Consider the following 14,756-nt stretch of genomic DNA (forward strand, 5'->3'; position numbering starts at 1 on the left):
GGGTACCTGACATGTCTTGGTCCCTGGTACGCTTGGTTTAATGGGGTGCGCGGGCGAGCGTGGGCGGCGGGGGCGGGCGGGCGGGGTCGTCCACAGGAGGATAAGGGTTGTCCACCGACTGTGCACAACCCTGTGGACAGTCGCTAGACTCCCCTCACCGAGTCCGATGGACGCCGTTCGCCGCAGTCTCCTCACCTTTGGTGGGCTGCCCCAGGAAAGGAAGTCTCCGTGGTGGCAGATCAGGCCGTGCTGACGTCGTGGCGCTCCGTCGTGAGCACGCTGGAGGACGACGCGCGGGTCAGCGCGCGTCTCATGGGCTACGTCTACCTGGCCCAGCCGCAGGGGCAGATCGGCAACACCCTCCTGCTGGCGGTGCCCAACGAGACCACCCGCGAGACGCTCCAGAGCGCCCAGGTGGCCGAGGCCCTGACGGACGCCCTCACCGCGGTGTTCCGCGAGGAGATCCTGCTCGCCATCTCCATCGACGCGAACCTGCAGCCGCCCCGCACCCCCGAGCCGGAGGCCCGCCGCTCCGCCCTCGCCGGCGCGCCCGTGAGCGCCGAGCCGACCCCGGACCCCGACTCCCGGCCCGGCCGTCGCGCGGTCGCCGCCGAGCTCCCCGGCTTCGAGCGTCGCCAGGAGGACCCCGCGCCCGAGGCCCCGGCCCCGGGCGGTCCCGCCGCCGGCGCGCCCACGCCGGCGCCGCCGTCGACCTCGGCCGAGACGAGCCGCCTCAACGAGCGCTACCACTTCGAGACGTTCGTGATCGGCTCCTCCAACCGCTTCGCCCACGCCGCGGCGAACGCCGTGGCGGAGGCGCCGGCGAAGGCCTACAACCCGCTCTTCATCTACGGCGAGTCCGGACTGGGCAAGACGCACCTGCTGCACGCGATCGGGCACTACGCCCGCCGCCTCTACCCGGGCCTGCGCGTGCGCTACGTGAACTCCGAGGAGTTCACCAACGACTTCATCAACTCCATCCGCCATGACGAGGGCGCCTCGTTCAAGCAGCTCTACCGCAACGTGGACATCCTGCTGATCGACGACATCCAGTTCCTGGCGGACAAGGAAGCGACCGTGGAGGAGTTCTTCCACACCTTCAACACGCTCTACAACAACAACAAGCAGGTGGTCATCACCTCGGACCTGCCGCCCAAGCAGCTCTCCGGGTTCGAGGACCGCCTGCGCTCCCGCTTCGAGTGGGGCCTGATCACGGACATCCAGCCGCCGGACCTGGAGACCCGCATCGCGATCCTGCGCAAGAAGGCGGAGGCCGAGGGGCTCGTGGCCCCGCCGGAGGCCCTCGAGTACATCGCCTCCCGCATCTCCACCAACATCCGCGAGCTCGAGGGCGCCCTCATCCGCGTGACGGCGTTCGCCTCGCTGAACCGTCAGCCGGTGGACATCGAGCTGGCCGAGCACGTCCTCAAGGACCTCATCACGGACGACTCGGCGCAGGAGATCACGCCGGAGCTGATCCTCCACGCGACGGGGGAGTACTTCAACCTCACCCTCGAGGAGCTGACCAGCAAGTCCCGCACGCGCACGCTCGTGACGGCGCGCCAGATCGCCATGTACCTGCTGCGCGAGCTGACCGAGATGTCCCTGCCGAAGATCGGCCAGGAGCTCGGCGGACGCGACCACACCACCGTGATGCACGCGGACCGCAAGATCCGCGAGCTCATGGCCGAGCGTCGCACGATCTACAACCAGGTGACCGAGCTCACCAACGAGATCAAGCGCAAGCAGCGCGGCGCCTGAGGGACGTCCGATCCCCTTCAACCGGAGCCTGAGACTCCATCCACATTGTCCACCACTGTGGACAACCCTGTGGAGAAGCGCCCCCGCTGTGGACAACGCGCGCCCCGTCCCCGCGGGATCCCCGCGCCGATTCCGAGCAGTCCACACCCCTGGGGACGGTGGCCGCGCACAGGGTGGGGAGCCGGCCTCGAGCGAGGAGTTCTCCACCGTCATCCACAGGCGTCCACAGGCGTGAACCGCATGATTCCGCGGATCCAGCGAGCTGTGGACAAGGTCTGTGGACAGAACTGTGGACGGCCGGAGGACAAACGGTGCAGCGCACCGCACAACCTCCCACACCCCTGTGGACGACGTCGGTGGGCTGCGATCGGCTCATCCACCGGCCGTGCACACCCCCGACGGGACGGAATCCCCACGCCCCCCACAGCGAGATCGGCGGCCTGACGCCGCACATCGTGGTTGTCCACAGAATCCACACGTGCTATTACCCCTACTGACCCTTCCGTAGAGATCCTGTCAAGCAACATCAAGGCTCCCTGCGCCACGCCCCGCTCCCGGCCCCTGCCGGGCCCCTGAATGACACGTCCTCGGCAGCCCTCCACAGAGCGGGGGTGAACTGACACCGCCCGCGCCGAGCGCCTATGCTGACGTTCACGTGACGGCTCGCCGAACCGCGGTCCCGCACCGCACGCCCGAGTCCGTCACCGCCGAGGCCTCCCATCCCCTCCGCCGGCGCTCGCGCCGAAGAGGGACGGGTCTCCCATGACCGACGTCCCCGCCAGAGAGGCAGTGCAGAGCTCGTGAAGTTCACCGTCGAACGCGACATCCTCAGCGACGCCGTCTCCTGGACCGCCCGCTCGCTCTCCCCGCGGCCCCCCGTCCCGGTGCTCTCCGGCCTGCTCCTCACGGCGGAGAACGGCCTGGTCTCCCTGGCCAGCTTCGACTACGAGACCTCGGCACGCCTGGAGATCGAGGCGGACGTGGAGGCCGAGGGCCAGGTCCTCGTGTCCGGGCGCCTGCTGAACGACATCGTCCGCTCGCTGCCCGCCGCCCCCGTCACCGTGGAGCTCGACGGCGGCAAGGTCGTGGTGACGTGCCGCTCCTCCCGCTTCGCCCTGGCCACCATGCCGGTGGGCGACTACCCCGCGCTCCCGGAGCTGCCGGCGGCCGTCGGCACGGTGGACGGCGCGGCCTTCGCGCACGCCGTGGCGCAGGTGACCGTGGCCGCCTCCAAGGACGACACGCTCCCGATCCTCACCGCCGTGAAGGTCGAGATCGACGGCGACACCATGACGTTCCTGGCCACGGACCGCTACCGGCTGGCCATGAAGGAGATCCGCTGGACCCCCGCGGACCCCTCGATCTCCACCTCGCTGCTGGTCAAGTCCCGTACCCTCACCGAGGTGGCCAAGTCCCTCGGGGGCGGCGGCGACCTCGAGATCATGGTCAGCGAGAAGGTGGACCTCGTGGGCTTCGCCTCCGGCGGCCGCCGCACCACCTCGGTGCTGGTGGACGGCGAGTACCCCAAGATCCGCTCCCTCTTCCCGGAGTCGAGTCCCATCCAGGCCGTCGTGGAGACCGGCGCCCTCGTGGAGGCCTCGCGGCGCGTCGCCCTCGTGGCCGAGCGCAACACCGCGCTGCGCATGGTGTTCCGGGAGGGCGAGGTCAGCCTCGACGCCGGCACGGGGGACGACGCGAGCGCCACCGAGTCCGTGCCCTGCACCCTCGAGGGGGAGGAGATCACGGTCGCCTTCAACCCGTCCTACCTGTCCGAGGGCCTGGCCGTCGTGGACCAGCCGCAGGTGCGCTTCTCCTTCACCGCCGCTCCGAAGCCCGCGCTGCTCACGGGCGTCTCCGAGGACGCCGGCACCGTCTCCGACTACCGGTATCTCGTGATGCCGGTGCGCCTGGCCTGACGGGCCCGGCCCCCACCCCGTGCACCTGTCCCGCCTGACCGTCCAGGACTTCCGGTCCTACCGGTGGGCCGACCTCGAGATGCAGCCGGGCTCCACGGTCCTGCTCGGGGCCAACGGCGTGGGCAAGACCAACCTGGTGGAGGCCATCGGCTACCTGGGGTCGCACCAGTCCCACCGGGTGAGCGCCGACGCGCAGCTCATCCGCTTCGGCCAGCCCGGCGCCAGGATCGCGGGCCGGGTGCACCGCGGCTCGCGCACGGTGGCGCTCGAGCTCGAGATCCTCCCGGGCCGCTCGAACCGGGTGGCCATCAACCGCGGCGCCCCCGTGCGGGCCAAGGAGGGCCTCGGCATCCTGCGCACCGTGGTGTTCGCCCCCGAGGACCTCGGCCTCGTCACGCAGGACCCGGGCGGCCGCCGTCGCTTCCTCGACCAGCTCATGGTGCAGCTGCGCCCCGCCCTGGGCGAGGCCGCCTCGGACTTCGAGCGGGTCCTGCGCCAGCGCAACGCGCTGCTGAAGTCCGCGCGGCGTGCCCGGCGCTGGGGCGCGGAGGAGGAGTCCACCCTCGCGGTGTGGGACGAGCACCTGTGCGCGGCCGGAGCCCGGCTGCTGCACGGCCGACTCCACGTGCTGCGCCTGCTGGCCCACCCGCTCCAGGAGATGTACGCGGCGCTCACCAACGGCTCCAAGGCCGCGACCTACGCCTATGACTCCACCGTCCCGCTGGCCCGCGGCACGCACGCAGAGGTCCCCTCCGTGGCCGAGCTGGCCGCGGACATGGCCACGGCCCTCCTCGCCCAGCGCGACGAGGAGCAGGCCCGCGCCCTCACCCTCGTGGGCCCGCACCGGGACGAGCTGACCCTCTTCCTGGGCCCGGCCCCGGCGCGCGGCTACGCCTCGCACGGGGAGACCTGGTCTCTCGCGCTCGCCCTGCGCCTCGCGGCGTACGACGTGCTCGTGGCCGACGACCCGGATCCGGACGGCCGTCCCGTGCTGATCCTCGACGACGTCTTCGCGGAGCTCGACTCCGCCCGGCGCTCGCGCCTGGCCCGCCTCGTGGGGCGCGCGGAGCAGGTGATCGTCACGGGCGCCGCCGTCGAGGACATCCCGGCGGAGCTGACCGGGCCGCGGATCCTCATCCGTCAGGACGCGGAGGGATCCGAGGCCGTGCCGGCCGCCGACCCGGTGGAGGGAGACATCCGCGCCCCCCGCGAGGGCGGCCGCGATGGCTGAGCCGGAGCCACCGTTCACCCCGGACCGCCCGGACCTCGCCCTCGTGCAGCTGCGCCGGGTCCGCGACGCCGCCCGGGAGCGCGGAGAGGCCCCCCTGCGCACACGAGGGAGCGGCGCGGGGCTCGCGGCGTCGATGGCGGGTACGGGCGGCGGCCCCCGCGGGCACGACGACGGCGTCCGGCGTCGCCGGCCGTTCTCCGGCGCGGACCGGGACCCGGCCGAGGTCTCCGACGTCTTCTCCCGCCTCATCCGGGACCGCGGCTGGTCCACGCCCGTGGCCGTGGGCTCCGTGCTGACGCGCTGGACCGAGCTGGTGGGCCCGGAGATCGCGCTGCACTGCCGCCCCGAGTCCTTCGAGAACTCCGTGGTGCGGGTGCGCACCAGCTCCACGGCATGGGCCACGCAGCTGCGGCTCATGGCGCCGGTGCTGCTCGAGCGGTTCGACGAGGCGCTCGGCCCGGGCGTGGTCACGCGCCTCGAGGCGCTCGGCCCGCAGGCGCCGAGCTGGCGGAAGGGCCCGCGCACCGTGCGGGGCGGCCGCGGCCCCCGTGACACCTACGGGTGACCCGGGACCGTAGGCGCCCCTCTGACGCACGGAGGGCCCGTCAGACGGCCCGGGTGTCCTGGACGGGATCCCGCACCCCTCCTGAGTGGTCTCTGGGGCCGCTCAGGGGCGGTCTCGGCCTCCGCCTTCCGCGATGTGGCGGGCACGAGGGCGGCAAGCGCCTAGACTGGTGGGGAACTGCGGAGCCCCGGTCCCATCCGACGCTCCGCCCCCGCAGCAGCCCGTCCGCGTCCTCCCGCAGGACCGCGGCGCCGTCCGCCCCCCGGCCGTGCGCCCGCGCGCGGGATGCCACGTGAGGATGCCGCCGACGTTGAGGAGTGACCAGCACCCGTGAGCGACGCAACGCCCGAGAACCCGGCCGAGGTGCCCGCGGCCACGCCGCAGCCCGAGACGCCGCAGGCCTCCGCCGAGGCCGCGCCGGCCCCGCGCGACCGCAAGGTGCCCGGCGACTACGGCGCCTCCGCCATCACGGTCCTCGAGGGCCTCGAGGCCGTGCGCAAGCGCCCCGGCATGTACATCGGCTCGACCGGCCCGCGCGGCCTCCACCACCTCGTGTACGAGGTGGTGGACAACTCCGTGGACGAGGCCCTGGCCGGGTACGCGGACGGGATCGACGTGACGCTGCAGGCCGACGGCGGCGTGCGCGTGGAGGACAACGGCCGCGGCATCCCCGTGGACGTCCACCCCACCGAGGGCAAGCCGACCGTGGAGGTCGTCATGACGATCCTGCACGCCGGCGGCAAGTTCGGCGGCGGCGGCTACGCCGTGTCCGGCGGTCTGCACGGCGTGGGCATCTCCGTGGTCAACGCGCTCTCCCGCCGCGTGGACACCGAGGTGCGCCGCCAGGGCCACGCGTGGCGCATGAGCTTCGCGAACGGCGGCGTGCCGCAGGGCGAGCTCGTGAAGGGCGAGGAGACGGACGCCACCGGCACCGTCCAGACCTTCTACCCGGACCCGGAGATCTTCGAGTCCGTGGAGTTCGACTGGGAGACGCTGCGCGCCCGCTTCCAGCAGATGGCGTTCCTCAACAAGGGCCTGCGCATCACGCTCACGGACGAGCGCGTCCAGGAGGACAACGCCGTCCAGGACGACGAGATCGTGGGGGAGGGCACCGCCGGGGACGCCCTCGAGGAGAACGGCCTCGACGAGGCCGCGCCCGCGCCCCAGCGCCGCACCGTGACCTACCGGTACGAGAACGGCCTGCTGGACTACGTGCGCCACCTGAACTCCTCCAAGAAGGTGGAGCTCGTGCACGAGGACGTCATCGCGTTCGAGGCCGAGGACGGGGACCGCTCCATGGCCGTCGAGGTGGCCATGCAGTGGACGGGCGCCTACTCGGAGTCCGTGCACACGTACGCCAACACCATCAACACCCATGAGGGCGGCACCCATGAGGAGGGCTTCCGCGGCGCCCTGACCGCCCTCATCAACCGGTACGCGCGGGACAAGGAGATCCTCAGGCCCAAGGAGGACAACCTCACGGGCGAGGACATCCGCGAGGGCCTGACGGCCGTGCTCTCCGTGAAGCTCGCAGAGCCGCAGTTCGAGGGCCAGACGAAGACCAAGCTGGGCAACTCCGAGGCCCGCGGCTTCGTGTCCAAGGTGGTCACGGAGCACCTGGGCGACTGGCTCGAGCGGAACCCGGGCACCGCGAAGGAGATCATCCGCAAGGCCATCCAGGCCTCGCACGCCCGCCTGGCGGCCCGCAAGGCGCGCGACCACGCGCGGCGGAAGTCCCCGCTCGAGTCCTTCGGCATGCCCGGCAAGCTCGCCGACTGCTCCTCGAAGGACCCGGCGCGCTGCGAGGTGTACATCGTGGAGGGCGACTCCGCCGGCGGCTCGGCCAAGCAGGGCCGCAACCCGGACACCCAGGCGATCCTCCCGCTGCGCGGCAAGATCCTGAACGTGGAGCGCGCCCGCCTGGACAAGGCCCTCGGCAACGCCGAGATCCAGTCCATGATCACGGCGTTCGGCACCAACATCGGCGAGGAGTTCGACCTCTCCAAGCTGCGGTACCACAAGATCGTGCTCATGGCCGATGCGGACGTGGACGGCCAGCACATCACCACGCTGCTGCTCACGGTGCTGTTCCGCTACATGCGCCCCCTCATCGAGGCGGGCCACGTGTTCCTGGCCCAGCCCCCGCTGTACCGCGTGAAGTGGTCCAACGCCCCGCACGACTACGTGTTCTCCGACGAGGAGCGCGATGCCGCGATCGGGGCCGGCCTGGCCCGCGGCTGGCGCTACCCCAAGGACAACGGCGTGCAGCGCTACAAGGGCCTGGGCGAGATGAACTACCAGGAGCTGTGGGACACCACCATGGACCCGGAGCACCGCACCCTGCTGCAGGTGACCATGGAGGACGCGGCCGCCGCGGACGCCGTGTTCTCCATGCTGATGGGCGAGGACGTCGAGTCCCGCCGCGGCTTCATCCAGCAGAACGCCAAGGACATCCGCTTCCTGGACATCTGATCCGCGCCCGACACGCGGGCGGGCACCCCACGGGTGCCCCGCGCGTCGGGCCCCCGGACTTCCCCCTGCATGAGCTGACGAGGACGAGAGGACCCGCGTGAGCGAGATGACCCCCCCGGAGAACGAGTCGCCGGAGAACGAGACGCCCGAGACCGGGATGCCCGAGGGCACCGCCCCGGAGGGCGGCGTGCACGCCGCCGCGGTCCCGGCTGAGGTGAGCGAGGGCATCGAGCACTACGTGCTGCCCGAGGGCGCGGCCGACAAGGTCGAGCCCGTGGACCTCGAGTCCGAGATGAAGCGCTCCTACCTGGACTACGCGATGGCCGTGATCGTCGGCCGCGCGCTCCCGGACGTGCGGGACGGCCTCAAGCCCGTGCATCGCCGCGTCCTCTACGCGATGTACGACGGCGGCTACCGCCCGGACCGCTCCTTCAACAAGTCCGCCCGCGTGGTGGGCGAGGTGATGGGCAACTACCACCCGCACGGCGACACGGCGATCTACGACGCCCTCGTCCGCCTGATCCAGGACTGGGTGCAGCGCTATCCGCTCGCGCTCGGCCAGGGCAACTTCGGCTCGCCCGGCAACGACGGCGCGGCGGCCCAGCGCTACACCGAGACCAAGATGGCCCCGCTGGCCATGGAGATGGTCCGGGACATCGACGAGGACACCGTCGACATGCAGGAGAACTACGACGGCAAGCAGCTCGAGCCCGTCGTCCTTCCCGCGCGCTACCCGAACCTGCTGGTCAACGGCTCCTCCGGCATCGCCGTGGGCATGGCCACCAACATCCCGCCGCACAACATGCGCGAGGTGGCCTCCGGCGTCCAGTGGTACCTCGAGCACCCCGAGGCCACGCGCGAGGAGCTGCTCGAGGCGCTGCTGCAGCGCGTGCACGGCCCCGACTTCCCCACGGGCGCCCAGATCCTGGGCCGCAAGGGGATCGAGGAGGTCTACCGCACCGGCCGCGGGCCCATCACCATGCGCGCCGTGGTGAACGTGGAGGAGCTCCAGGGCCGCACGTGCCTCGTGGTCACCGAGCTGCCGTACATGACCAACCCGGACAACCTCGCCGCGAAGATCGCGGAGATGGTGCGCGACGGCAAGATCAGCGGTATCGCGGACATGCGCGACGAGACCTCGGGCCGCACGGGCCAGCGCCTCGTGATCGTGCTCAAGCGGGACGCCGTGGCCAAGGTGGTGCTGAACAACCTCTACAAGCACACCGAGCTGCAGTCCAACTTCTCCGCGAACATGCTCGCGCTCGTCGACGGCGTGCCGCGCACCCTCTCGCTCGACGGTTTCGTGCACCACTGGGTGAAGCACCAGATCGACGTGATCGTGCGCCGCACCGCGTTCCGCAAGCGCAAGGCCGAGGAGCGCGCCCACATCCTGCGCGGCCTGCTCAAGGCGCTCGACATGCTGGACGAGGTCATCGCCACCATCCGCCGCTCCGCCTCGGCCGAGGTGGCGCGCGAGGCGCTCAAGGAGCTCCTGGACATCGACGACGTCCAGGCGCAGTCCATCCTGCAGATGCAGCTGCGCCAGCTCGCCGCGCTCGAGTCCCAGAAGATCCAGGACGAGTACGACGAGCTCATGGCCCGGATCGCCGCGTACACGGAGATCCTGGAGAGCCCGCAGCGCCAGCGCGAGGTGGTCTCCGGCGAGCTCGCGGAGATCGTGGCCAAGCACGGCGACGACCGCCGCACCGAGATCGTGGCCGGCTTCGACGGGGACATGTCCATCGAGGACCTCATCCCCGAGGAGGAGATGGTCGTCTCCATCACGCGCGGCGGCTACGTCAAGCGCACCCGGATCGACCAGTACCGCTCCCAGGCGCGCGGCGGCAAGGGCGTGCGCGGGGCCACCCTGCGCGGCGACGACGTGGTGGAGCACTTCCTCACGGTGTCCACGCACCACTGGCTGCTCTTCTTCACGAACTTCGGCCGCGTGTACCGGATCAAGACGTACGAGCTGCTCGAGGCCGGCCGGGACGCGAAGGGCCAGCACGTGGCCAACCTGCTCGCGTTCCAGCCGGACGAGCGGATCGCCCAGATCCAGCCGCTCACGGACTACTCCCGGGCCCCCTACCTCGTGCTCGCCACGCGGGGCGGCCTCGTGAAGAAGACCCCGCTGCTGGACTACGACACGAACCGCACCGCCGGCCTGATCGCGATCAAGCTGCGCGAGGGCGACGAGCTCGTCTCGGCCCGGGTGGTCTCCGACACGGACGACCTCGTCCTCATCTCCCGCCTGGGCCAGTCCCTGCGCTTCACCGCCACGGACGAGGCGCTGCGCCCCATGGGCCGCGCGACCTCCGGCGTGACCGGCATGAAGTTCCGCGGCGGCGACTCCCTGCTGGCCATGGACGTCATCCGGGCCGAGGGCGACGACGACGCGTACGTGTTCACCGTGACCGACGGCGGCTACGCCAAGCGCACCCGCGTGGACGAGTACCGCCTGCAGGGCCGAGGCGGCCTGGGCACCAAGGTGGCCAAGCTCGTCGACGACCGCGGCGGCCTCGCCGGCGGCCTCGTCGTCCACGAGGATCAGGAGGTGCTCGTGGTGATGGCCTCCGGCAAGGTGGTGCGCTCCGCCGTCGCGGGCGTGCCCGCCAAGGGCCGCGACACGATGGGCGTGATCTTCGCGAAGCCGGACAAGAAGGACCGGATCGTGGCCGTGACGCTCAACAACGAGCAGGAGATGGTGGCCAAGGCGGACGCGGAGGCCGATGCCGAGGCGAACGCGCCCGAGGCGGCCAGCGAGGCCCTCGGCGACGCCGCGGATCCGGCGGTCAGCACGGCCGGCCTGGGCGTCGTGGCCGGGGTGGAGACGGGAGCCGACGAGGCCTCCGAGGGCGGCTCCGAGGACGTGACGGGCCCGGATGTACCCTTGGACGCAGCAGCCGATCAGAACGACCCCGTAGCCGCGGCCGACGGCGCCCTCGAGGCGTCCGATGCTGAGGATGCAGACGGAGGAGAGCAGTGAGCACGTCCGCAGCGCAGCGCCCGTCCGGCTCCGGCCGGGCCGCGGGCGGCACGGAGAGGTCCTCCCGTCCGGTCCGCAAGGCCACCTCGTCCGCGGGGCAGGAGAACCTGGTCCGCGCCGTTCCCAAGGCGAAGGTGCGCCGCGCGCGCCTCATGCTGAGCCGGATCGACCCGTGGTCCGTGCTCAAGCTCGCGTTCCTGCTCTCCGTGGCCCTGGGCATCCTGACCGTGGTGGCCTCCGTGGCGCTCTACTCGCTCGCCGACGTCACGGGCGTGTTCGAGAAGGTCAACGGCATCCTGGGCACCGTCCTGGGCGTGGAGGCCGGCCGCTTCACGGTTCAGAGCCTCGCGCCGCTGAGCACCGTGACCTCCCTGGCCACCGTGCTCTCCGTGCTGAACGTGATCCTGCTGACCGCTCTCGCCACCGTGTTCGCGCTGCTGTACAACCTCTGCGCGTCCCTGGTGGGCGGCATCGGCGTCACGCTCACGGACGACTGACCGCCGCCGTCGGTCTCTCCCGTACGGGCCGACGGCGGTGGGCGTCCGCGCGCATTTGCGCCGGGCGCCCGCGCTCGTGTAGTGTCATCTCCTGTTGTGAACGGCTTCTGCCGAGAACGACGGTGAGGGCGTATAGCTCAGGCGGTTAGAGCGCTTCGCTGATAACGAAGAGGTCCCAAGTTCAAGTCTTGGTACGCCCACTCCCACCACAGAGCCCCGGTCCGCTGGGGCTCCGTTCGTACCCGGAGGGTTTCCCATGGATCGTCTGGCCCGCGTCGCCCTCGTGGCGGCCGCCGCCGCGGCGGCCTACGGAGCCCGCACGTGGCGGGCGAACCGTGAGGGGAAGGACATCTGGGCCTCGGCCACGGATGGCCTGCCGGAGAGCGTGTCCCACGCGGACCCGGCGCCGAAGGACCGACCCGCCTCCTGAACTGGAGACGTGGAGCGGACCGCTCGGGGGCATGGCGCAATTGGTAGCGCACCTGCTTTGCAAGCAGGGGGTTAGGGGTTCGAGTCCCCTTGCCTCCACGGACGGACCATCACGAGGGCCCCGCCGGACGATCGAGACGATCGGCTCCGGCGGGGCCCTCGCCGTCTCTGCGGATCTCGCCCGTGCGCCCGCCGCGCGCTGACCGGTCCACGAAGTGGACCACGGACGTCCCGGGGACCGTCAGGAGGGCGTCCGGCGCCGGGCCCTCCCCGGTCCACGAGGCCCGCTGACGCCGCGCCCAGGCGGCGACGCCCGGGAGGGACATCACGAGGCCCGCCCAGAGGACCAGCCCGCCCGTGACGGCCAGGTAGCCCGCGGCGACCGGTGCACCCGGCGTGGCCTCCCACGCGGTGTGCACCACGGCATACGCGAGGAGTGCCGTCACGGCGAGACGCATCCGGCGCCGCTTCGCCTCCTCCTCTGGGCTGCGGGGCGGCCCGTGCAGCGGCGGGGGCGCTGCGCGCGGCGGGCGGAGGAGGACACGTCCGGCCGACCACCAGGCGGCGCCGCAGAGGAGGAGCATCAAGGTCACCTGCCGGCGATCCCGCGTGCCGAGGAGCGGGCTGCCGGTCCACGCCTCCAGCACCCCCCACGCCGGGAGGGCGAGGCCCAGCACGGTGACCACGGCCCCTCCCACGATTCGCCTCCTCCCCTCCATGCCGCCGACGCTAGCGGCCCGCCCCACGCCTCCGGGATGCCCTGTGGACAACGCGAACCGCCGCCGTCGCGCCGGGCCTGCCCCGCGGGATGGTTGGATGGGTCGGTGAACACCACCGAACACCCGACCACAGACCAGCCCGCATCTGGGCAGGGCCCCGCGTCCTACGCCGCGGTGCCCCACAGCTACTACGACATCTTCGTGGGCGTCTTCGTCGCCCTCCTCATCCTCTCCGGCGTCACCGCCGCCAAGCTCTTCTACGGCCCCACCGTCCCGGTCATCTCGGACCTCTTCTACGACGGCGGCCCCCTCATCTTCGACGGCGGCGCCTTCCTGTTCCCGTTCGCGTACATCGTCGGCGACATCCTCGCCGAGGTGTACGGCTGGCGTCGGGCCCGCCGCGCCATCGTCCTCGGCTTCGCGATGCTCGTGCTCGCCGCCCTCACCTACACGGTGGTCTCCTGGACCACGCCCGTCGAGGGCTTCGAGGTCTGGGACCAGGCGCTCTCGCCGATGCTGCGCATCACGATCGCCGGCTTCGTCGCCTTCCTCGTGGGCTCGCTGCTCAACGCGACCATCGTGGTCCGCCTCAAGGAGCGCATGAGGGAGCGTCACGTGGCGTTCCGGCTGATCCTCTCCACGATCGTGGGCCAGTTCTTCGACACGCTGATCTTCTGCACGATCGCCTTCGCCGGCAAGATCTCGCTGCTGGAACTGGTGAACTACACGGTGACCGGCTTCGCGTACAAGACGCTCATCGAGATCCTCATCGTGCCTGTCACCCTGCTGATCATCCGAGCCCTCAAGAAGCGGGAGCCCACCTACCGGGCCCCCGGCTTCGAGATCCACCGCGAGGCCTCGCCGGCCGCCTGAGCGAACGCCGCGAACACCGCATCGGGGTCGTTGCCCGTGACGCGCCGCGCGTTCGGGCGGCGGCCCCAGATGCCGCGGTCGTCGTGCACCGTGGTGCCGCGCAGCAGGTCCGAGTCTGCCTCCACGTCGATCACCGTGACCGCCGTCGTGATCTCCGCCTGACCCGTGGCCACCTGCGCGGCGAACAGGTCGTGCAGGTGCGCCACGTAGCCCTGGTCGTAGTCGTGGTGGAACTCGAAGTAGAACCGCAGCGCGTCGGCCAGCACGTCCAGCACGGCGCTCCCGGTCCCCGCGAGGGGGCCGGGCTGCCGGGCACGGTCCGCGCTCCACCCGACGGGGGAGCGGCCGGCGTCCGCGAGGAGCGCGTCCAGCAGGGCGGGGGTGTACTCGATCCGCTCCGTGGTCTCGAGCGCGCACACGATCGGCAGCCGCTCCTCGGGCAGCCCCTCGAAGGCCGCGAAGACCTCCTTCGCCGCGTCCGGGTCACACCACGTGTTCCACTCCGCGGTGGGCGTGGTGTTGCCGGGGTGGTGGAAGGCGCCGCCCATGATCACGATCTGCTTCGCCAGCTCCGGCAGGCGCGGCTCGGCGCGCAGGGCGAGGGCCAGGTTCGTCAGGGGAGCAGTGCACAGCAGCACGCTCTGGCCAGGATGTGCCCGCAGCTCCTCGAGCCACACGTCGAGCGCGGGGCGCGCCGAGATCCGCTCCTCGCGCCACGGCACGCGCGCGTAGCCCAGCCCCTGCGGCCCGTGCGTCTCCGGGGTGGTCTCGGCCGGGCGGCGCAGGGGGGCCTCCGCACCCAGGGCGACCTCGACGTCGTCGTGCCCCAGGACCTCCAGCAGGCCGGCCGCGTTGAGGGCGCACTGCCGGGCGGAGGCGTTGCCGCCCACCGCCGTCACCGCCGCGATCTCGGCGCCGGCGCCCACGAGCTGGATCAGCGCGCACGCGTCGTCGATGCCCGGGTCCATGTCCACCAGCACGCGCATGCTCACGGTCCGGACCCTATCGCCTTCCGCCGCCGCGCCCGCTAGCCTCGGCCTCATGAGCGAGCTCTTCGAGAACGAGCAGAAGCAGTCCATGACCCGCGAGCAGGCGGCCGCGCGCCTGCGCGAGATCGCCGACCAGCTCTCACGCCAGAACGAGGTGCGGGTGGTGCAGGGCGGTCGCGACGTCGTCGTGGCCGTGCCCGACCGGGTGGAGCTGGAGGTCGAGGTGGAGGTCGAGCAGGGCGGGACGTCCGAGCTGGAGATCAGCCTGTCCTGGTGACCGGCTGACGGCCCCCACGACGTCGAGGCCCCGCCGGAGCG

The 14,756-nt window shown here is 71.7% G+C and carries 12 protein-coding genes and 2 tRNA genes; 12 read left to right on the forward strand and 2 right to left on the reverse strand.

Translation table 11 applies throughout. The annotated features are described in order from the left end of the window. Window positions 1-228: 228 nt before the first annotated feature. From dnaA to NJC10_RS07420, 10 genes are all read left to right on the forward strand, one after another. Window positions 229-1,761, forward strand: coding sequence for a chromosomal replication initiator protein DnaA (gene dnaA, locus NJC10_RS07375; protein WP_319075601.1), 1,533 nt, complete (start codon window positions 229-231; stop codon window positions 1,759-1,761). Between the two features lie 800 nt (window positions 1,762-2,561). Further along, window positions 2,562-3,677, forward strand: a complete 1,116-nt coding sequence (gene dnaN / locus NJC10_RS07380) for a DNA polymerase III subunit beta (RefSeq protein WP_319075602.1) — start codon at window positions 2,562-2,564, stop codon at window positions 3,675-3,677. 19 nt (window positions 3,678-3,696) lie between these two features. After that, window positions 3,697-4,908 carry a DNA replication/repair protein RecF gene (recF, locus tag NJC10_RS07385; protein ID WP_319075603.1) on the forward strand — a complete coding sequence of 404 codons (1,212 nt, stop codon included), beginning with the start codon at window positions 3,697-3,699 and terminating at the stop codon, window positions 4,906-4,908. Beyond that, on the forward strand, window positions 4,901-5,473 hold the full coding sequence (locus NJC10_RS07390) for a DUF721 domain-containing protein (protein ID WP_248116721.1): 573 nt from the start codon (window positions 4,901-4,903) through the stop codon (window positions 5,471-5,473). The genes recF and NJC10_RS07390 overlap by 8 nt, the downstream gene beginning before the upstream one ends. Window positions 5,474-5,803: 330 nt before the next feature. Further along, entirely contained in the window at window positions 5,804-7,945 is a 2,142-nt protein-coding gene (gene gyrB / locus NJC10_RS07395; protein ID WP_319075604.1) for a DNA topoisomerase (ATP-hydrolyzing) subunit B, read from the forward strand. 292 nt (window positions 7,946-8,237) lie between these two features. Beyond that, window positions 8,238-10,931 (forward strand): DNA gyrase subunit A, encoded by a 2,694-nt coding sequence (gyrA, locus tag NJC10_RS07400; protein WP_413466414.1) that lies wholly within the window; start codon window positions 8,238-8,240, stop codon window positions 10,929-10,931. Continuing rightward, window positions 10,928-11,428 carry a DUF3566 domain-containing protein gene (locus NJC10_RS07405; RefSeq protein WP_248116719.1) on the forward strand — a complete coding sequence of 167 codons (501 nt, stop codon included), beginning with the start codon at window positions 10,928-10,930 and terminating at the stop codon, window positions 11,426-11,428. The genes gyrA and NJC10_RS07405 overlap by 4 nt, the downstream gene beginning before the upstream one ends. Window positions 11,429-11,554: 126 nt before the next feature. After that, a tRNA-Ile gene (locus NJC10_RS07410) sits at window positions 11,555-11,628 on the forward strand. Between the two features lie 56 nt (window positions 11,629-11,684). Continuing rightward, the gene (locus tag NJC10_RS07415; RefSeq protein WP_248116717.1) at window positions 11,685-11,858 is read left to right on the forward strand and encodes a DLW-39 family protein; all 174 of its coding nucleotides are present in this window, start codon (window positions 11,685-11,687) and stop codon (window positions 11,856-11,858) included. A 25-nt stretch (window positions 11,859-11,883) separates the two neighbouring features. Then, window positions 11,884-11,956, forward strand: a tRNA-Ala gene (locus NJC10_RS07420). Window positions 11,957-11,967: 11 nt separating this feature from the next. Here the strand turns inward: NJC10_RS07420 and NJC10_RS07425 are convergent. Beyond that, window positions 11,968-12,555, reverse strand: coding sequence for a hypothetical protein (locus NJC10_RS07425; protein WP_319075608.1), 588 nt, complete (start codon window positions 12,553-12,555; stop codon window positions 11,968-11,970). A gap of 126 nt (window positions 12,556-12,681) precedes the next feature. Here NJC10_RS07425 and NJC10_RS07430 point away from each other — a divergent pair, with 126 nt between their 5' ends. Next, on the forward strand, window positions 12,682-13,449 hold the full coding sequence (locus NJC10_RS07430; RefSeq protein ID WP_319075610.1) for a queuosine precursor transporter: 768 nt from the start codon (window positions 12,682-12,684) through the stop codon (window positions 13,447-13,449). Here NJC10_RS07430 and NJC10_RS07435 read toward each other — a convergent pair. Then, window positions 13,398-14,435: a nucleoside hydrolase gene (locus tag NJC10_RS07435; protein WP_413466415.1), complete on the reverse strand. Its 1,038-nt coding sequence runs from the start codon at window positions 14,433-14,435 to the stop codon at window positions 13,398-13,400. The two genes, NJC10_RS07430 and NJC10_RS07435, sit on opposite strands and share 52 nt — an antisense overlap. Before the next feature lie 55 nt (window positions 14,436-14,490). On the opposite strand from NJC10_RS07435, the gene NJC10_RS07440 reads away from it, so the two are divergent. Then, on the forward strand, window positions 14,491-14,715 hold the full coding sequence (locus NJC10_RS07440; RefSeq protein WP_248116708.1) for an amphi-Trp domain-containing protein: 225 nt from the start codon (window positions 14,491-14,493) through the stop codon (window positions 14,713-14,715). Window positions 14,716-14,756 lie beyond the last annotated feature (41 nt).

Source organism: Micrococcus sp. M4NT, from assembly GCF_033790745.1.
Lineage (GTDB): Bacteria > Actinomycetota > Actinomycetes > Actinomycetales > Micrococcaceae > Micrococcus.